Raw genomic sequence first — 18,655 nt, forward strand, 5'->3', positions numbered from 1 at the left:
CTACCCGGCGTAACTACCCCCAATGGGCTAGCGCGACTGCTGATTATATTCATCATCGCGTTGATAAGCTTCATCATTCGGCTGCCCCGGAACCGACCGCAGTCGATACTCTTCATCCTGACTCACCGCCTGTTCAGCCAAATCCGGATTAATCTCGCGTTTAATTTCTACCCCTAAACCGCGGAACGCTTCTGCCTGCGCCAGCACATTTCCGCGACCTGAAGAGAGTTTTTTCATTGCCTGGCGGTAGTTATCCTGCGCTTTGTCGAGACTTTGACCAATCGCTGACATGTCATCGACGAACAAACGCATCTTGTCGTACAGCTTGCTGGCGTGATCGGCTATTTTCTGGGCGTTACGACTTTGATGCTCATAGCGCCACAGGTTGGCGATAGTACGCAACGCCACCAGCAGCGTGGTCGGGCTAACCAGCATGATATTGTTTTTCAACGCTTCTGTTATCAGCTCCGGCTGGCGGTCAAGCGCCAGTAAAAACGCAGGTTCGACGGGGATAAACATCAGCACGTAATCCAGCGTTCTTAGCCCTGGTAGCTGTTGATAATCTTTACGCCCCAGCAAGCGGATATGGTTACGCACCGACGCGATATGTTCCTGTAGCGCGCTTTCGCGGGTGTAGTCGTCTTCGGCGTTAAAATAGCGTTCATAGGCGACCAGCGTCATTTTGGCGTCGATCACCACATCTTTTCCCTGCGGCAGCCGCACGATGACATCCGGCTGCATCCGCGAGCGGGCGTCATTTTCGATGCTGACCTGGGTTTCATATTCATACCCTTCACGCAGACCGGAAGCCTCCAGCACCCGCGTCAATACTACCTCGCCCCAGTTGCCCTGAGTTTTATTGTCGCCTTTCAGCGCGCGCGTCAGGTTGATCGCCTCCTGGGCCATTTGCGCGTTGAGTTGCTGGAGATTGCGAATTTCGTGGGTCAGGGTATGGCGTTCTTGTGCTTCTTTACCGAAGCTGTCCTGAACCTGACGGCGGAAACCGTCCAGTTGTTCACGTAGCGGCGACAACAGGCTGTTCAGACTCTGACGGTTTTGTTCATCAACCCGGCGATTGCTGTGCTCAAAAATACGGTTGGCGAGGTTTTCAAACTGCTCACTGAGGCGCTGCTCGCTGTTAATCATCTGGCGAATTTTATCGTCAGCATGTTGCTGTGCGGCTTCCATCCGCGTGGTTACTTCACGCAGATCGGCCTCCAGAGAGGTGTTAATACTTTGCAGGCTGCGCACTTCGTTATTGAGTAACTCGCACTCAGCGCGCCAGTGCTCACTTTGGGTAATTTGTTGTTTTGCCGCGCTTAACTCCGCGACCATCTCTTCACGTTCAGCTAATTGCTCGGCTTTTTGCTGCGCATGTTGATAACTGGCAAACAGCCAGCCAATTGCCACACCCACCAACGCAATAACTGCGTAAACCATGATTGAGAAATCCACAACGCCTCCTGACGCAACAACTTACCCGCACAAAATAGAATTGTGCTGTACAAACGTCCAGTTGGAAAGGCATTTCCTGCGAGGCGCTACGCAAAAATACAAAAGGCCGAACGCGTCGGCCTTCAGACAGGAGAAGAGGATTACAGCAGACGACGCGCCGCTTCCACCACGATTTTCACCGCTTGGCTTTCAGTTTGTTTCATCGTCTCAGCATTCGGGATCTCTTGCTGGGTGCGGTTAACGATAACACCCGCTACCATACCGGCACGTAGACCCTGACTTGCACACATGGTCAGCAGAGTCGCAGATTCCATTTCATAGTTCATCACGCCCATCGCCTGCCACTCTTCCATAGAACCTTTAAAGTGACGGACTACGCGACCAGAGTAAGTATCGTAACGTTCCTGACCTGGATAGAAGGTATCAGAAGAAGCAGTCACGCCAACGTGAGTCGTCGCGCCAATGGATTTCGCTGCTTCAACCAGCGCAGTCGTACATTCGAAATCAGCGACAGCCGGGAACTCCAGCGGTGCGAAGTGCAGGCTCGCGCCATCCAGACGAACAGACGCCGTGGTAACCAGTACATCACCAACATTAATATGCGGCTGAATAGCGCCAGTTGTACCGATACGCAGGAAGGTGCGAATGCCCAGCTGTGCCAGTTCTTCAACGGCAATAGAAGTAGACGGGCCGCCGATACCGGTAGAGCAGACAATAACAGGTTTACCATCCAGCTCTGCACGCCAGGTGGTGAATTCGCGGTGAGATGCCAGCTTAACCGGCTTATCCATCAGCGCGGCGATCTTTTCCACACGATCCGGGTCGCCAGGGACGATGGCAAGCGTAGCCCCTTGTAAATCGTTTTTAGTGAGGCCGAGATGAAAAACATCAGACTTGGACATATACAACTCCTCTGTGAATCGGTTTAGTCAGAAGAAGCAAAAAGGTACTTTACCGAAGGGATTAAGATTTTTTCGTGATAGTCATCACTATGATGCAAATGTGTTGCATACATTTACTCATCAAAAGTGACTTAAATCACATAATTTACTCTTAAGTCAGTAAGGCCGCTTAAAAGATGAGCCATTTGAGGCAATGTGAATTGTTGCACGCTGACTATAGTTAACATTGCGCAAAATTTTTATAAGGGTACGGAGAATACCATGACAACAACACAACACTCTGGATTTGCACCTGCTGCATCCCCCCTCGCCTCGACCATCGTTCAGACTCCGGATGATGCGATTGTGGCAGGGTTCACCTCTATCCCTTCACAAGGGGATAACATGCCTGCTTATCATGCCCGTCCAAAACAGAGCGATGGCCCACTACCAGTGGTCATTGTAGTGCAGGAAATTTTTGGCGTGCATGAACATATCCGTGACATTTGTCGCCGTCTGGCGCTGGAGGGATATCTGGCTATCGCACCAGAACTCTACTTCCGCGAAGGTGATCCGAATGATTTCGCCGATATTCCCACGTTGCTAAGCGGTCTGGTAGCAAAAGTGCCTGACTCACAGGTGCTGGCCGATCTCGATCATGTCGCCAGTTGGGCGTCCCGCAACGGCGGCGATGTCCATCGTTTAATGATTACCGGATTTTGCTGGGGCGGACGTATCACCTGGTTGTATGCCGCGCACAACCCGCAGCTGAAAGCGGCAGTGGCGTGGTACGGCAAGCTGACAGGCGATAAGTCGCTGAATTCACCGAAACAACCTGTTGATATCGCAACCGATCTTAACGCGCCGGTTCTCGGCTTATATGGCGGTCAGGATAACAGCATTCCGCAGGAGAGCGTCGAAACCATGCGTCAGGCGCTGCGGGCAGCAAACGCGAAAGCGGAGATTATCGTGTACCCGGATGCCGGTCATGCATTTAACGCCGATTATCGCCCGAGCTATCATGCCGAGTCTGCGAAAGACGGTTGGCAGCGTATGCTGGAATGGTTTAAGCAGTATGGTGGGAAGAAGTCGCTGTAATGAGAAAAGACCGGGTGGTATTACCACCCGGTTTGGAGTTTATCCCCGACGCAAATTCTGTGCCGCCTGCACCATGTTCGCCAGTGCCGCGCGGGTTTCTGGCCAGCCGCGCGTTTTCAGGCCGCAGTCCGGGTTGACCCACAGGCGCTCTGCCGGAATGCGTTTTGCCGCTTTCTTCAGCAGGGCTTCAATCCATTCCACGCTCGGTACGTTTGGCGAGTGAATGTCATAGACGCCTGGACCGATTTCATTCGGATAATCAAACTCTTCGAATGACTCCAGCAACTCCATGTCGGAACGCGAGGTTTCGATAGTGATGACGTCAGCATCCAGCGCCGCAATCGAATCCATGATGTCGTTGAACTCGCAATAACACATGTGAGTGTGGATCTGCGTTTCATCCTTCGCCACGGCGGCGTTGATACGGAAAGCTTCCACGCCCCACTGGAGATATGCATCCCAGTCGCTGCGACGCAGCGGTAAACCTTCGCGCAGCGCCGGTTCATCAATCTGGATGATGCCAATTCCAGCGGCTTCCAGATCGGCCACTTCATCACGCAGCGCCAGCGCAATTTGTTTGGCAATGGTTTCACGGCTGACGTCTTCGCGCGGGAATGACCAGCAAAGAATGGTCACCGGGCCGGTCAGCATCCCTTTTACCGGTTTGTCGGTCAGCGATTGCGCATACTTCGCCCACTCCACGGTGATCGGTGCCGGGCGGCTAACGTCACCAATAACAATCGGTGGCTTCACGCAGCGGGAACCGTAGCTCTGTACCCAACCGTTTTGCGTAAAGACAAAACCGTCGAGGTGCTCACCAAAGTATTCCACCATGTCATTACGCTCAGCCTCACCATGCACCAGCACATCCAGTCCTAAACGTTCCTGCTCAACAATGGCCTGTTTGATATGTTCCGCAATACCCGTGCGGTAGTTGTTGGCGTCGAGATTGCCCTTTTTGAAATCCAGACGCAGGGTACGAATTTCTGTAGTTTGCGGGAAAGAGCCAATCGTGGTGGTCGGCCAGGCTGGCAGTTTAAAACGCGCACGCTGGGCTTCAGCACGCACTTCATAAACGTTCGCACGCTGGCTGTCCTGGGCGGTAATCGCCGCCAGACGCTTTTCTACCGCCGGATTATGTACGCGGGTAGAGTGACGACGCGCCTGAATCGGGGCGCTCCACTCTGCCAGAGCTGCCGTATCACCACTGTTCAGCGCATCGCGCAGTAGAGCCAGTTCATGACATTTTTGCAGGGCGAAGGCAAACCAGCTTTTCACTTCTGCATCAAGACGCGTTTCCACGCTCAGGTCGATAGGGCTATGCAGCAGCGAGCAGGAAGATGCCACCCACAAATCACGTTTGCCGACAATGTCTTTAATTTGTGCATATTTCTCGGTGAGATCGGCGCGCCAGACGTTACGACCATTGACCAGTCCGGCAGACAGCAGCCAGTCAGAAGGCAGGCGCTTGTGCAGTTCTGCTACATCATCTTTGCCATGAATGAGGTCGACATGCAGACCCTGAACAGGCAGCGCCGTAATCGTGTCGAGGTTTGGCGTTACACCTTCAAAATAGGTGGTCAGCAGCAGTTTCACCTGGCCCTGGAGCGCATCGTAAGCAGGTTTATATGCGTCCAGCCACGCCTGCGGCAGTTCCAGCACCAGCGCCGGTTCGTCAATCTGTACCCACTCAATACCGCGTTTTGCCAGTTCTGCCAGAACCTGCTGATAAACCGGCAGAATATCGTTCAGCAGGCTCAGGCGGTCAAACTGTTCACCTTTCACTTTCCCCAGCCACAGATAGGTAACCGGCCCCAGAAGCACAGGTTTCACCTTGTGACCCAACGCCAGCGCCTCGTCTACTTCATCCAGCAGCTGCGTCCAGGTCAGTTTGAACTGTTGGCCTTTAACGAATTCCGGCACCATGTAGTGATAGTTGGTGTTAAACCATTTGGTCATTTCTGCCGCCGCCGCAGGTTCACCTGTTGGCGCACGACCGCGACCAATACGGAACAGGGTGTCGATATCCACCGAACCGTCTTTATTCTGATGACGCGCCGGAACGTTACCCAGCAGCAGGCTGGTGGTCAGAACATGATCGTACCAGGCAAAATCGCCCACCGGCAGCAGGTCGATACCCGCCTGCTTTTGTTGATCCCAGTGACGAGCACGCAATTCACGCCCTACTGCCAGTAATTCTTCACGCGTGGAGTTCCCCGCCCAATAACTTTCTTGCGCTTTTTTCAGCTCGCGACGCAGGCCAACGCGAGGGAAACCGAGGGTGTGATTAAGAATTGTCATTATATGCCCCTTATGGAATTTTTAGTATTTAGCCGTCCAGATGTTTACACATCCATAATTGGCGGTTACTGTATATTCCTCAAGCGCAAATTATTCATGCCGAAGTGAAGGACTTTCATGATCGAAGTAAAACACCTGAAAACGCTACAAGCGTTGCGGAATTGCGGCTCGCTCGCAGCCGCTGCGGCGACGTTGCATCAGACGCAATCCGCCCTGTCTCACCAGTTTAGCGATCTGGAACAACGCCTTGGCTTCCGGCTATTTGTGCGTAAAAGCCAGCCGCTACGTTTTACGCCGCAGGGAGAAATCCTGTTGCAACTGGCAAACCAGGTACTGCCGCAAATCAGTCAGGCACTGCAAGCCTGCAATGAACCGCAGCAGACGCGCCTGCGCATTGCCATTGAGTGCCATAGCTGTATTCAGTGGCTGACGCCCGCGTTAGAAAATTTCCATAAGAGCTGGCCGCAGGTCGAGATGGACTTTAAATCGGGCGTGACGTTTGACCCGCAGCCCGCGTTGCAGCAGGGCGAGCTGGATCTGGTGATGACCTCCGATATTCTGCCGCGCAGTGGCCTGCATTATTCGCCGATGTTCGATTATGAAGTACGTCTGGTATTAGCACCTGACCACCCACTGGCGGCGAAAACGCGAATCACGCCGGAAGATCTCGCCAGCGAAACGCTGCTGATTTATCCGGTACAGCGCAGCCGACTGGACGTCTGGCGGCATTTTCTGCAGCCCGCAGGCGTTAGCCCGTCGCTGAAAAGCGTCGATAACACCTTATTGTTGATTCAGATGGTTGCCGCGCGGATGGGTATTGCCGCTCTGCCGCATTGGGTCGTGGAGAGTTTTGAGCGCCAGGGTCTGGTTGTGACCAAAACCCTGGGCGAGGGATTATGGAGCCGACTGTACGCCGCCGTGCGCGATGGCGAGCAGCGTCAGCCAGTGACAGAAGCGTTTATTCGCTCGGCACGCAATCACGCCTGCGATCATCTGCCGTTTGTAAAGAGCGCGGAGCGACCCACTTCCGATGCACCCACAGTGAGGCCAGGATCACCAGCGCGCCTGTGATAAATGTTGGCCAGTGCGGCTGTTGGTGCCAGATAGCCAGGTTAACCAGCAGCCCTGCCGGAACGTGCATATTATTCATAATGCCCAGCGTTCCGGCGTCCACCTGCGTCGCGCCGTAGTTCCACATAAAGTAGCCAATCCCGGAAGCCACCACGCCAAGAAACACCAGAATGCCCCATTGCAACGTGGTTTGCGGCATTTTCTGCGCATTTCCCAGCAAGAACCATGCAACCACCGCCACCAGGAACGCGCCAAGATAGAACCACGCAAAGGCGTTATGCTGCGGCATCGGGCGAGTTTCCATCAGGCGTTTGTAACCCACCATGCCAATCGCGAAAGTGATATTGGAGAGTTGCACCAGCAGCAGGCCAGTCCAGAAATGGTCAGTGACCTGATCGTAACGAATAATTCCGGCACCAATCACCGCCAGTAACGCGCTGAACGCATAACCCCAGCGCAGACGACGTCTGCTCATAATGTCATAAATCAGCGTGATGTAGAGCGGCGTCAGCACGGTAAACAGCAGCAGTTCAGAGACCGTCAGGTAGAGATAGGCACGAAAACTGAGCATATACATAATGCCAAGCTGCATCGCGCCCACCAGCATATACAGGCCAATGGTTTTCAGGCTATTGCCACGGGTACGCAGGAACGGCAGGAAAACGAGCGCCGCCAGCCCAACGCGTACCAGCACCGAAAAATAGCTGTCGACGTGCCCCGCAAGGTACTCGCCATAAAAGCTAAAGGAGAAGGCCCACAGAATCGTGGTGATGATAAGTAGCGCCACAATGGAAAACTCTTTGATTAACGAGTATCCATTGTAGCGAAGTATCAGGTTGACAACTGACCAAATAAAGAACGATTACGATAAATAGAGCTTACGCAGATAATGCGGCACCGCGTCTTCGGCGTTAGTGCCAATCACTTCCAGCTCCGGATGCAGATCTTTCAGGCGCTGGTGCGCACTGCCCATAATGCAGCCTTTCCCCGCCATCGACAGCATTTCGGCGTCGTTCATCCCGTCACCAAACGCAATGCAATCCTTCAGACTGTAGCCCAATTTCTTCGCCACCGCTTCCAGCGCATGACCTTTAGAAACGCCGCCAGCCATCACTTCCAGACAAGTCAAAGTAGAGAAACTGACGTTGACGCGATCGCCCCAGCGAGCATTGATTGCTTGCTCCAGCGGTAACAATTTTTCATGGGAGTCGCAGGTGAAGAACACTTTGCTGACGCCTTCCGGCTCCAGCAAACCCGGCTCATACAGCGCATATTTAAATACTGCTTCTTTAAAAAAGCGCATCTCCTCCGGACGGTGGCGATTCATAAACCATTCATCATCACGATAAACATTAGTAATGATGTCCGGGTTGTCGTTGACCACGCCAAACAGGTCGCTGGCAATGTCATGATCCAGGTTATGCGCGAAAATCAGATTACCATCCAGATCGTGCACGCGCGCGCCATTGGAGGTAATCATGTAAGACTTAATCTCCAGATTATCGCGAATCTGACCCACGTCGACGTGGTGGCGACCCGTCGCAAACACAAAGTTGATGCCACGCGCGGTGAGCAGTTTCAGGGTTTCTTTGGCGTAAGGGGATAACGTATGGTCGGGAGAAAGTAACGTACCATCTAAATCAGACGCAACAACCTGATACATAAGAAATTTAAACCTCTATAGAGCGATTTCCGCTGGGTGAGTTATGCCGGTTGAAAAATTCAACGATGGCGTGGAGCGCGACTGAGCGCATTGCGTCCTTTTCAAAAAGGATCTCATGGTACGCACCTTTAATTACCAGCGGTCGCTCCCCTTCTACAGGATGACCCGCTGCGGCGCGGAGTTCACAAAAACGGTCGTGCATACGGTTATCCACCACGCGTTCCTCTTCAGCCTGCAAGAGAAGCGTTGGCGTGGCGTCATCACCCGCACCGGCTAACACCTGTTCGCCGGCCAGAATACTTTCGCGTACCCAATGGTAGGTCGGCCCACCGACGCGAATCGTTGGGTCATCAGCATAGAAACGTAAATTACGTCGATATCGTTGCCTGCTGTGGGTCAGTACATTGATGGTAAACGGCAGCGCGCGCCAGCGCCCGGTGCCAATCGCATAGCCATCACGAAAACGTGGATGCGCTTCTGCCCAGTTAAGGATCTGCCGCGCCATAAATGATGGCATACGAATCACAATCCCAAACATTGGCGCAGTTAGCGCAATGGCATCGCACACACCAGGGTGACGTTGCAGAAACAGCGTGGAAATCGCACCGCCCATCGAGTGCGCCAGTATATAGCGTTTACGCCACGGACCTGGCTGAACTTCTTGTTGCCAGAACGCCGCCAGATCATCAACATAATCATTAAAGCGATTAACATGACCAAGATGCGGATCGGCTAACAGTCGACCGGAACGCCCCTGACCGCGATGGTCGATGATTAAGACATCAAACCCCAGATGGAACAGGTCGTAGGCCAGCTCCGCATACTTTACATAGCTCTCAATACGCCCCGGACAAATGACGACCACCCGATCATGTTGTTGAGCGCGAAAGCGGACAAAACGCACCGGAATGTCATCCACGCCGATAAACTCTGCTTCGTCCCGCTGACGCCAGAAGTCAGTCAGTGGCCCCATCGTAAAAGCAGCAAACGCTTTTTCTCTTGTTTCCCAGTCTTTTTGCTGCTGAAACATCGGGTAATCTGCCTCTTAAACCACGTAAAATCGTTTTTTTAAGCGTGCCTGACACAACGCTGCGACAGTAGCGTATTGTGGCACAAAAATAGACTATCCGGGAGATTCCCATGACCTTTGAATGGTGGTTCGCCTACTTACTGACATCGATCATTTTAAGCCTCTCGCCAGGCTCTGGCGCAATCAACACCATGACCACTTCGCTCAACCACGGTTATCGCGGCGCGGTGGCGTCTATTGCAGGGCTTCAGACCGGACTGGCGATTCATATTGTGCTGGTTGGCGTGGGTTTGGGGACACTATTTTCCCGCTCGGTTATTGCTTTTGAAGTGTTGAAGTGGGCAGGCGCGGCTTACCTGATTTGGCTGGGAATACAGCAGTGGCGCGCCGCTGGTGCAATTGATCTTAAATCGCTGACGCCTACCCAATCGCGCCGCCACCTGTTCCAGCGGTCAGTGTTTGTGAATCTTACTAATCCCAAAAGTATTGTGTTTCTGGCGGCGCTATTTCCGCAATTCATCATGCCGCAGCAACCGCAACTGATGCAGTATATTGTGCTCGGCGTCACCACTATTGTGGTCGATATTATTGTGATGATCGGTTACGCCACCCTCGCCCAACGAATCGCTCTCTGGATTAAAGGGCCGAAGCAGATGAAGGCGCTGAATAAGATATTCGGCTCGCTGTTTATGCTGGTGGGGGCGCTGTTGGCATCGGCAAGACATGCGTGAAAAATAATGTCGGATGCGGCATAAACGCCTTATCCGACTTTCTCTGATGACGCGTCTGGTATCAACGCGAAATAATCAAATGAATGCCAAATCCGGCAAATAACGCCCCGGCAAAACCGTCGATCCACTTCGCCAGACGTTGATAACCCCGGCGCATTTGCGGTAGCGCAAACAGGCTGGCAACAACGGTAAACCACGCCAGCGTTTCGACAATAATCAGCGCGAAAATGCCCCAGCGCGCGGTAGTACCGACGTTATCACCGACAAACAATGAGAACACCGAGCCAAAGTAGATAATCGCTTTCGGATTGGCGAGATTGGTCAGTAAGCCTTTCAGGAAACTGCGCCCGCTTTTCGCCAGTTCCACCTGTGGTGCAGGCGCAGAAACAGCCTCTTTTTTCAGCGCACCGCGCAGCATCTGGTAACCCATCCAGCAAAGATACAGACCACCGCCAACCATAATTAGCGTATGCAGCCAGGCCATTTTTTCGATAATCAGATGCAGGCCAAGCAGCGCGATTCCTGCCCAGACCATTACGCCGCAGGTAATGCCCAGCACGCCCATCATCGCTTCTTTACGGGAACGACTAACGGCGGTCTGAGAGACAAAAAAGAAATCGGGGCCGGGGCTCATAAGCGCCACAATGTGCACCATGGCAACGGTGAGAAATAACATCAACATACATTTGACTCGCGGGGAAAACGTTTACGGAATGTTCATCCTGGCACTTTTTTATGCCGTTGACTACTCTTCGTCATCGCCGTCGACATGAGCGCGAATCAGCGTCATAAACGGTTTACCAAAGCGTTCCAGCTTGCGCATCCCGACACCGTTTACACTCAACATTTCGCTGGCGGTGATCGGCATTTGCTCTGCCATCTCAATCAGTGTCGCATCGTTAAACACCACATACGGCGGAACATTGCTTTCATCGGCAATCGATTTACGTAGTTTGCGTAATTTGGCGAACAGTTTGCGATCATAATTGCCGCCGAAGGATTTCTGCATCGCTTTCGGTTTGAGTGCCACAATACGCGGCACGGCGAGTTGCAAAGAGGATTCGCCACGCAGCACCGGACGCGCGGCCTCTGTCAGTTGTAGCGCAGAATGCTGGGCGATATTTTGCGTCACCAGACCGAGGTGAATCAGTTGACGGATCACGCTCACCCAGTGTTCATGACTTTTATCACGCCCCATGCCGTAAACTTTCAGTTTGTCATGGCCATAGTCGCGGATACGCTGATTATTAGCACCACGGATCACTTCCACCACATAGCCCATACCAAACCGCTGATTCACACGACCAATGGTAGAAAGCGCAATCTGCGCATCGGTTGAACCATCGTATTGTTTCGGCGGATCGAGGCAGATATCGCAGTTCCCACACGGTTCCTGACGCCCTTCGCCAAAGTAGTTCAGCAGTACCAGACGACGACAGGTTTGCGCTTCGGCAAACGCGCCCATCGCATTCAGTTTATGGCGCTCGATATCCTGTAGTTGCCCCTGCGGCTTTTCTTCCAGACAGCGGCGCAACCACGCCATATCTGCTGGATCGTAAAACAGCATCGCTTCTGCGGGCAGGCCGTCACGCCCGGCGCGACCTGTTTCCTGATAATAGGATTCAATATTGCGCGGAATATCAAAGTGCACCACGAAGCGGACGTTAGGTTTGTTGATGCCCATACCGAAGGCCACGGTAGCCACCACGATTTGCAGGTCATCACGCTGGAATTTTTCCTGCACGTCGGCACGGACATCGTTTTCCAGCCCTGCGTGATACGCCGCTGCGCTAATACCCCGACTTTGCAGGCGCGCAGCGGTGTCTTCTACTTTCGCACGGCTATTGCAGTAAATAATCCCCGACTTACCGCGTTGTTCCTGAACGTAACGCATCAGTTGATCGAGTGGTTTAAATTTCTCCATCAACATGTAGCGAATATTCGGGCGGTCAAAACTACTGATTTGGATCAGCGGATCATTAAGCCCCAGCAGGCGCACGATATCTTGCCGCGTGGTGTCATCGGCAGTAGCGGTTAACGCCATAAACGGCAACGTCGGGAAACGCTGGCGCAACTGGCCGAGCGCGGCATATTCCGGGCGGAAATCGTGACCCCATTGGGAAATACAATGCGCTTCATCAACGGCTAATAAGACAGGATCCCAGTGCGCCAGATGCTCAAGGAAGTTATCCAGCATCAGGCGTTCCGGCGCGATATATAGCAGGCGAATTTGCCCGGTACGGCAGCCTGTCATCACTTCAAGCTGCTGCTCGCGGTTCTGCGTCGAGTTAAGGCACGCCGCCGCCACACCGTTGGCTTGCAGTTGATCCACCTGATCTTTCATCAACGAAATTAGCGGTGAAACAACGACAGTAAGACCGTTCAATAACAACGCAGGGATTTGATAGCACAGGGATTTTCCGCCGCCAGTTGGCATGACGACGAGGCAATCGCGACCGGAAAGTACGGTGTCGATAATTTCTTCCTGACCGGGGCGAAACTGTTGGTAGCCAAAGGTTTCTTGTAAAACCTGTTTAGCTCCGAACTCCAGATTCAACACTTCCGCCTGCGCCACATTCACCCCAATTGCCTGAAATAAAAACAGGCGCTATTTTCAGCGCCTGCGCAAGAAACTGCAATGCTTTTAGTTTCTGAGAGGGTAATACTGGATGCTGGATTCCAGATTTGCCAACCACTCAACCGTTCATCAAAACAAGTCGTTTAGCATAACCCCCACACCGACGCGGGTCTGGTTAAAGTTATAGTCGATGAGCGATTCGCCGTAACCGCTGTAGACTTGGGTATAAAGTCGCACATGTTTGGTGATCGGGTAACTTAAGCCTAACTCCGCACCACCGTAACCGGTGTTCCAGTTGTACTGTCCTTTCGCGCTCAATACGGCATCACCCAAGTGGTAGCCGATTTTAAGCTGGTAGTACCCCATATATTTGGTGATATCCGGGTTATCGTCTGTATTACCCACTACATACCACGGTTTGACTTCCACCAGCCAGTTGCCGTTTTCTGCCATCAGGCGGGTATAGATACGGTTCCAGCTACGGGACGTCGGGTCAGATCGCCCGTTTGAATCGTGGTTGTAGCCCATTTCCACATCGCGCAGTGTCCAGCCAGCAAAGCGGTAATCGGTAGCAAAACCGAGGAATAATTGCGGTTCGTAATTAGTTTCACGAAACGGCGATGACTCTTCGCTATTAGAAAGCTGCCACCAGGATTTCTGGGTGTAAGACGCACCCAGTACAGAGTTTGCTCCCAAAATCCCACGCCAAAGCGGAAACGCCAGACTTAACTGGAACTTTACTTCATCCTTACGCGCGTTTTCTGCCCAGTCGTAACTGGCAATCGCTTCTTTATTCAGATCGCTGGTCTGGGTATAGATGATGTAGTTGGTGTCATAAGGATAAAGGGTGAAAGGATTATCATGTTCCTGCAACATATTGGCGATAATACTACCGCGCACAACAGGCGCATCATGCACCTCTTTCACCGTTGCCTCTTGTGCATGTACCGCCAGCGGCAGCATATATACAGGCAACAACCAGCCCAGAAGAGTCCGCATCGGTCATGTTCTCCGTGACGAATTATTGATTAGATGAATATTTCTGCAGGCTATTCTACATACTTAACTCAATTGCCGTTAGTTATCCCTTCCTAAAGTAGAAACCAACAACAAAGAAGCATAAAATCAACATTTCATTAACTATTGAAGTGTAAGGATGATATGTCTGCCGTACTGACTGCTGAACAAGCCCTGAAATTAGTGGGTGAAATGTTTGTCTATCACATGCCGTTTAACCGGGCATTGGGGATGGAACTGGAGCGTTACGAAAAAGAATTTGCGCAGCTGGCCTTTAATAATCAGCCAATGATGGTCGGTAACTGGGCGCAAAGTATTTTGCACGGCGGGGTGATTGCGTCGGCGCTGGATGTCGCCGCTGGCCTGGTATGTGTAGGCAGCACTTTAACGCGTCACGAAACCATTAATGAAGATGAACTGCGCCAGCGGCTATCGCGGATGGGAACCATAGATCTTCGCGTCGATTATCTGCGTCCAGGCAGGGGTGAGCGTTTTACAGCCACTAGTAGCCTGTTACGTGCGGGTAATAAAGTCGCCGTCGCCCGTGTCGAACTGCACAATGAAGAACAGCTTTATATTGCCAGTGCTACCGCCACCTATATGGTAGGTTGAAAATCTAAAAGCAGGTAAACTGCTTAAACTGATGACAAACGCAAATTGCCTGATGCGCTACGCTTATCTGGTCTACCAGAGAAATGCAATGTATTGAATTTGCATCCTTTTGTAGGTTGGGTAAGGCATGAACAAAGCGCACTTTGTCAGCCATCTGAGCAGGTAAACTGCAATTAACAACAAAAAATGAGTTTTCCAATGGATACAAAACAAACGCGGCAGGGCGTATTACTCGCTCTTGCCGCTTATTTTATTTGGGGTATTGCACCTGCGTACTTCAAACTGATTTATTACGTACCTGCTGATGAGATCCTGACGCATCGTGTAATCTGGTCGTTTTTCTTTATGGTGGTGTTGATGAGCATCAGCCGCCAGTGGTCCTATTTAAAAACCCTGATTCAGACGCCGAAGAAAATATTTATGCTGGCAGTCTCTGCTGTGCTAATTGGTGGCAACTGGTTACTGTTTATCTGGGCAGTGAACAATCACCATATGCTGGAGGCCAGCCTTGGATACTTTATTAATCCACTGGTGAATATATTGCTGGGGATGATTTTCCTCGGCGAGCGATTCCGCCGGATGCAATGGCTGGCAGTGATTCTGGCGATTTGTGGTGTGCTGGTCCAGCTCTGGACTTTTGGTTCGCTGCCAATCATCGCGCTGGGACTGGCATTTAGTTTTGCCTTCTACGGCCTGGTGCGCAAGAAGATTGCGGTAGAAGCACAAACCGGCATGTTAATTGAAACTATGTGGTTGCTGCCCGTGGCGGCGATTTACCTGTTTGCTATTGCTGATAGTTCTACCAGCCATATGGGGCAAAACCCAATGTCGCTGAATTTACTGCTAATCGCCGCTGGTGTTGTCACCACTGTACCGCTGTTGTGTTTCACCGCCGCTGCCACGCGCCTGCGTCTCTCAACGTTAGGCTTTTTCCAGTATATTGGCCCGACGCTGATGTTCCTGCTGGCAGTGACGTTTTATGGTGAAACACCGGGGGCAGATAAAATGGTGACCTTCGCCTTTATTTGGGTGGCGCTGGCAATTTTTGTGATGGATGCAATTTATACGCAGCGTCGAAAAAGTTAAGCATTAAAGTGGGTAGGCCATTTAAAAAGCCTACCCGCTGACTTATCTATCTTTTTTTGAAAAAAATTAAGATAAGAAAAAGAACAATGTTTGTTACAGGAAATATACCCAAAACTCCCCAGTACTTACTCCATCCTAGAGACATTGTATATCTACCAAGGATTTGACAAAACCCAAAACTTAACCCTACGCCTATACTTCTTAAATTTAATGTCGTAGTTAGGCTTAAAATAAATAGAACGAAGATGGCAATAACCCACCACAATAACCACGCCTTAACAAAATCAGATTTTTTGCTGTAAGGTTCTTTACCCAAGAACAACTGCCAAAAGTTACCATTTTCCATATGGAATCCATTCACCAAAAATATTATTAACAGAAAAAAATAGCATTTAATGATATTTAATTAAATCTATATCATGCTCTGAATGAAACTCACGCATCCTAAACCAGTACTGTAGCGTTATCAACATAAGAACTGATGAACATTATATAAAGTTACTTTTCAAAAAAATGAATATATACTAAAACAATTACCTATATAAACGAAAATATAACAATGATTAAATCATTTATTGAAACTATATTATACCCATCACGGGATGAACGTTTATCACGCCTGAAATTTATTATTTATACCTTAATATCCTGGATAACATTAATAACGCTGAATGATATCAACCTGATGTTGAGTTTTGTGTTGGTCATCGCCAACACATATATAAACATTAATATTGGGGCTAAAAGAATAAGAGATACTGGGTGTAAGGCAATCTATTTCGTATTGATTTCATTGAGTTTGACACTGTTTTCTATTGTTCATGCTGTAATAGAAGGGGTGAGTTGTGATTCATTAAGCGTCCAACTCAACGTGGCATGGATATTATTCACAACAATTATGTTATCTGCGATTCCCTCGGCTAAAATGTCGCTGTCAGCACACTAACTTACTCACAGCGACATCGTATAGTTACAACCAGTTCTTCCGCTTAAAGTACAGATATGGTGCCAGGCCCGCGAGGATCATAAAGATAATCGCGCCTGGGTAGCCGAAGCTCCACTTCAGTTCCGGCATAAACTCGAAGTTCATCCCGTAGCTGGAAGCGACCAGTGTTGGCGGCAGGAACACGACGGATACCACCGAGAAGATTTTGATGATGCGGTTCTGCTCGATGTTGATAAAGCCCATCGCCGCCTGCATCAGGAAGTTTACCTTCTGGAACAGGGATTCGTTATGCGGCAGCAGGGATTCGATATCTCGCAGAATTTCACGCGCCTGCTCCAGTTGCCCGCCAGGTAAACGCGCCTTGCGCACCAGGAAGTTGAGCGCGCGCTGGGTATCCATCAGACACAGACGAACTTTCCAGCCGATATCTTCCAGTTCCGCCAGCGTGGAGAGCGCCTCGTCGTACTCATCGCCCTGATGCCCCTCCATAATTACCCGGCTCAACTGCTCCAGATCGCTGTAGATGTTTTCAATTTCATCCGCCAGCTGTTCGATTTTGGTTTCGAACAGATCCAGCAGCAGCTCGTAGGCGTTACCGTCAACCATTGACTGGCTACGGGCGCGCATACGATACAGACGGAATGCAGGCAGCTCACGCTCACGTAGGGTAAACAGGCGACCATCGCGGATAGTAAATGCCACAGTAGAGTTACCGGCGTGATCTTCCGCATCTTCAAAGAAGAAGAAGGAGTGAATATGCAGGCCGTCGTCGTCTTCAAAGAAACGTGCCGATGCTTCGATGTCTTCCAGTTCCGGGCGGGTTGCCAGGCTCTGACCAAGTTCAGATTGTACGCGCAGTCGCTCGTCGTCGTCCGGTTCGACAAGATCAATCCATACTGCATTTACAAGGGGTTGTGACTCTTCGACTTCCAGCCGGGTCAGTCGGTTATTTTCCAGTTGAAATGCGCTCAGCATGACCGGGACTCCCAATGCTTAAAATATCGGACAGTTCGGTGGGCACACAGAAACAAATTGGGTTTCAGACCATTAAACAGCCTGACTCAGCGCGACTGGAAAAATTGAGGTCGCTGACAACCGCTAAGGCTATCAGCAAAAAGGGATAGCCTTAGGAGTTGATCCTGGATGACAGGATAGTGAGCCAGTATCTACTGGGTGTGTCCAAGGCGAATGTCCTCTTAGAGTGATCGTGCGCGCATGTTACGCCAGCAAAATTTTGCCGTCAACACGCAACAGAACACCACAGAACAATAGTTGAACTTCGCGCTTTTTGGTACTCGTCAAGGTCGCTAACAGGATAAAAAAATCCCACATCCAGGACCTATAATGGCGCATCGGCTACTCATTGGTAAAGGAATGATCACCTTGAATCTCAAACGGATTTTTCTCGCCCTCACCTTACTTCCCTTGTTTGCTGTTGCCGCTGATGATTGCGCACTCTCAGATCCGGCGCTGACCGTACAGGCGTATACCGTTAATCCTCAAACAGAGCGGGTGAAAATGTACTGGCAAAAAGCCAATGGCGAAGCGTGGGGAACGTTACATGCTCTGCTGGCGGATATGAATAGTCAGGGTCAGGTGCAAATGGCGATGAACGGCGGCATCTATGATGAAAGCTATGCGCCGCTCGGTTTGTACATCGAAAACGGTCAGCAGAAGGTGGCGTTAAATCTCGCTTCAGGTGAAGGGAATTTCTTTATCCGTCCTGGCGGCGTGTTTTATGTCGCGGGAGATAAAGTCGGCATCGTTCGTCTGGATGCCTTCAAAACCAGTAAAGAGATTCAGTTTGCGGTGCAGTCAGGGCCAATGTTGATGGAAAACGGCGTAATTAATCCGCGTATTCATCCCAACGTCGCCTCACGTAAAATTCGTAACGGTGTTGGGATTAATAAACAAGGGAACGCCGTGTTTTTGTTGAGCCAGCAGGCGACAAATTTTTATGATTTTGCCTGCTATGCCAAAGCGAAACTGGACGTAGAGCAGCTGCTTTATCTTGATGGCACGATTTCACATATGTATATGAAAGGCGGGGCAATCCCGTGGCAACGCTATCCTTTTGTCACCATGATTTCCGTCGAGCGGAAAGGTTAGAATGATAGTTTTGTGTCAGATACTTAATATGGTGCTGATGCCGGATGCGGCGTAAACGCCTTATCCGGCCTACCGGG

The 18,655-nt window shown here is 51.0% G+C and carries 18 protein-coding genes; 6 read left to right on the top strand and 12 right to left on the bottom strand.

Annotated elements, in window-relative coordinates:
- Nucleotides 1–27: 27 nt before the first annotated feature.
- Both rmuC and udp read right to left on the bottom strand, forming a co-directional pair.
- Nucleotides 28–1,455, bottom strand: a complete 1,428-nt coding sequence (rmuC, locus tag A7Z29_RS19405; protein ID WP_105290662.1) for a DNA recombination protein RmuC — start codon at nucleotides 1,453–1,455, stop codon at nucleotides 28–30.
- Nucleotides 1,456–1,595: 140 nt separating this feature from the next.
- Nucleotides 1,596–2,357, bottom strand: coding sequence for a uridine phosphorylase (gene udp / locus A7Z29_RS19410; RefSeq protein ID WP_000045180.1), 762 nt, complete (start codon nucleotides 2,355–2,357; stop codon nucleotides 1,596–1,598).
- A gap of 261 nt (nucleotides 2,358–2,618) precedes the next feature.
- On the opposite strand from udp, the gene A7Z29_RS19415 reads away from it, so the two are divergent.
- Nucleotides 2,619–3,434 carry a dienelactone hydrolase family protein gene (locus tag A7Z29_RS19415; RefSeq protein ID WP_010353608.1) on the top strand — a complete coding sequence of 272 codons (816 nt, stop codon included), beginning with the start codon at nucleotides 2,619–2,621 and terminating at the stop codon, nucleotides 3,432–3,434.
- Between the two features lie 39 nt (nucleotides 3,435–3,473).
- On the opposite strand, the gene metE is transcribed toward A7Z29_RS19415, so the two are convergent.
- Nucleotides 3,474–5,735, bottom strand: coding sequence for a 5-methyltetrahydropteroyltriglutamate--homocysteine S-methyltransferase (gene metE / locus A7Z29_RS19420; RefSeq protein ID WP_000153913.1), 2,262 nt, complete (start codon nucleotides 5,733–5,735; stop codon nucleotides 3,474–3,476).
- Nucleotides 5,736–5,852: 117 nt separating this feature from the next.
- Here metE and metR point away from each other — a divergent pair, with 117 nt between their 5' ends.
- Nucleotides 5,853–6,806: an HTH-type transcriptional regulator MetR gene (gene metR, locus A7Z29_RS19425; RefSeq protein WP_000573632.1), complete on the top strand. Its 954-nt coding sequence runs from the start codon at nucleotides 5,853–5,855 to the stop codon at nucleotides 6,804–6,806.
- On the opposite strand, the gene bioP is transcribed toward metR, so the two are convergent.
- The 3 genes from bioP to pldB form a co-directional block, all read right to left on the bottom strand.
- Complete coding sequence (bioP, locus tag A7Z29_RS19430; RefSeq protein WP_001196253.1) at nucleotides 6,694–7,593, bottom strand: biotin transporter; 900 nt, start codon at nucleotides 7,591–7,593, stop codon at nucleotides 6,694–6,696. The genes metR and bioP overlap by 113 nt on opposite strands.
- 75 nt (nucleotides 7,594–7,668) lie before the next feature.
- Nucleotides 7,669–8,469 carry a sugar/pyridoxal phosphate phosphatase YigL gene (gene yigL, locus A7Z29_RS19435; RefSeq protein ID WP_000285344.1) on the bottom strand — a complete coding sequence of 267 codons (801 nt, stop codon included), beginning with the start codon at nucleotides 8,467–8,469 and terminating at the stop codon, nucleotides 7,669–7,671.
- A gap of 7 nt (nucleotides 8,470–8,476) precedes the next feature.
- The gene (pldB, locus tag A7Z29_RS19440; protein WP_000487635.1) at nucleotides 8,477–9,499 is read right to left on the bottom strand and encodes a lysophospholipase L2; all 1,023 of its coding nucleotides are present in this window, start codon (nucleotides 9,497–9,499) and stop codon (nucleotides 8,477–8,479) included.
- Between the two features lie 110 nt (nucleotides 9,500–9,609).
- On the opposite strand from pldB, the gene rhtB reads away from it, so the two are divergent.
- A complete protein-coding gene (gene rhtB / locus A7Z29_RS19445; RefSeq protein WP_000142514.1) occupies nucleotides 9,610–10,230 on the top strand; it encodes a homoserine/homoserine lactone efflux protein in 621 nt (206 codons plus the stop codon).
- A 61-nt stretch (nucleotides 10,231–10,291) separates the two neighbouring features.
- On the opposite strand, the gene rhtC is transcribed toward rhtB, so the two are convergent.
- The 3 genes from rhtC to pldA all read right to left on the bottom strand — a co-directional run bounded on the left by rhtC (nucleotide 10,292) and on the right by pldA (nucleotide 13,807).
- Nucleotides 10,292–10,912: a threonine export protein RhtC gene (rhtC, locus tag A7Z29_RS19450; protein ID WP_000928824.1), complete on the bottom strand. Its 621-nt coding sequence runs from the start codon at nucleotides 10,910–10,912 to the stop codon at nucleotides 10,292–10,294.
- Between the two features lie 63 nt (nucleotides 10,913–10,975).
- A complete protein-coding gene (gene recQ / locus A7Z29_RS19455; protein WP_105290675.1) occupies nucleotides 10,976–12,805 on the bottom strand; it encodes an ATP-dependent DNA helicase RecQ in 1,830 nt (609 codons plus the stop codon).
- A gap of 132 nt (nucleotides 12,806–12,937) precedes the next feature.
- Nucleotides 12,938–13,807 carry a phospholipase A gene (gene pldA / locus A7Z29_RS19460; RefSeq protein WP_001259600.1) on the bottom strand — a complete coding sequence of 290 codons (870 nt, stop codon included), beginning with the start codon at nucleotides 13,805–13,807 and terminating at the stop codon, nucleotides 12,938–12,940.
- Nucleotides 13,808–13,969: 162 nt separating this feature from the next.
- Here pldA and yigI point away from each other — a divergent pair, with 162 nt between their 5' ends.
- The gene (gene yigI, locus A7Z29_RS19465) at nucleotides 13,970–14,437 is read left to right on the top strand and encodes an acyl-CoA thioesterase YigI (protein WP_001277144.1); all 468 of its coding nucleotides are present in this window, start codon (nucleotides 13,970–13,972) and stop codon (nucleotides 14,435–14,437) included.
- A 198-nt stretch (nucleotides 14,438–14,635) separates the two neighbouring features.
- Complete coding sequence (rarD, locus tag A7Z29_RS19470; RefSeq protein ID WP_105290663.1) at nucleotides 14,636–15,523, top strand: EamA family transporter RarD; 888 nt, start codon at nucleotides 14,636–14,638, stop codon at nucleotides 15,521–15,523.
- Between the two features lie 46 nt (nucleotides 15,524–15,569).
- Here rarD and A7Z29_RS19475 read toward each other — a convergent pair whose 3' ends face one another.
- The 3 genes from A7Z29_RS19475 to ysgD all read right to left on the bottom strand — a co-directional run bounded on the left by A7Z29_RS19475 (nucleotide 15,570) and on the right by ysgD (nucleotide 17,652).
- Nucleotides 15,570–15,869: a hypothetical protein gene (locus A7Z29_RS19475; protein WP_000427365.1), complete on the bottom strand. Its 300-nt coding sequence runs from the start codon at nucleotides 15,867–15,869 to the stop codon at nucleotides 15,570–15,572.
- Nucleotides 15,870–16,493: 624 nt separating this feature from the next.
- Nucleotides 16,494–17,444 (bottom strand): magnesium/cobalt transporter CorA, encoded by a 951-nt coding sequence (gene corA / locus A7Z29_RS19485; protein ID WP_000947159.1) that lies wholly within the window; start codon nucleotides 17,442–17,444, stop codon nucleotides 16,494–16,496.
- Nucleotides 17,445–17,595: 151 nt separating this feature from the next.
- Nucleotides 17,596–17,652: a protein YsgD gene (ysgD, locus tag A7Z29_RS23825; RefSeq protein WP_211180520.1), complete on the bottom strand. Its 57-nt coding sequence runs from the start codon at nucleotides 17,650–17,652 to the stop codon at nucleotides 17,596–17,598.
- 161 nt (nucleotides 17,653–17,813) lie between these two features.
- Between ysgD and A7Z29_RS19490 the strand changes: the two genes are divergently transcribed.
- Nucleotides 17,814–18,578, top strand: coding sequence for a phosphodiester glycosidase family protein (locus A7Z29_RS19490; protein WP_105290664.1), 765 nt, complete (start codon nucleotides 17,814–17,816; stop codon nucleotides 18,576–18,578).
- Nucleotides 18,579–18,655 lie beyond the last annotated feature (77 nt).

This window comes from Escherichia sp. MOD1-EC6842, from assembly GCF_002965705.1.
GTDB classification, from domain to species: domain Bacteria; phylum Pseudomonadota; class Gammaproteobacteria; order Enterobacterales; family Enterobacteriaceae; genus Escherichia; species Escherichia ruysiae.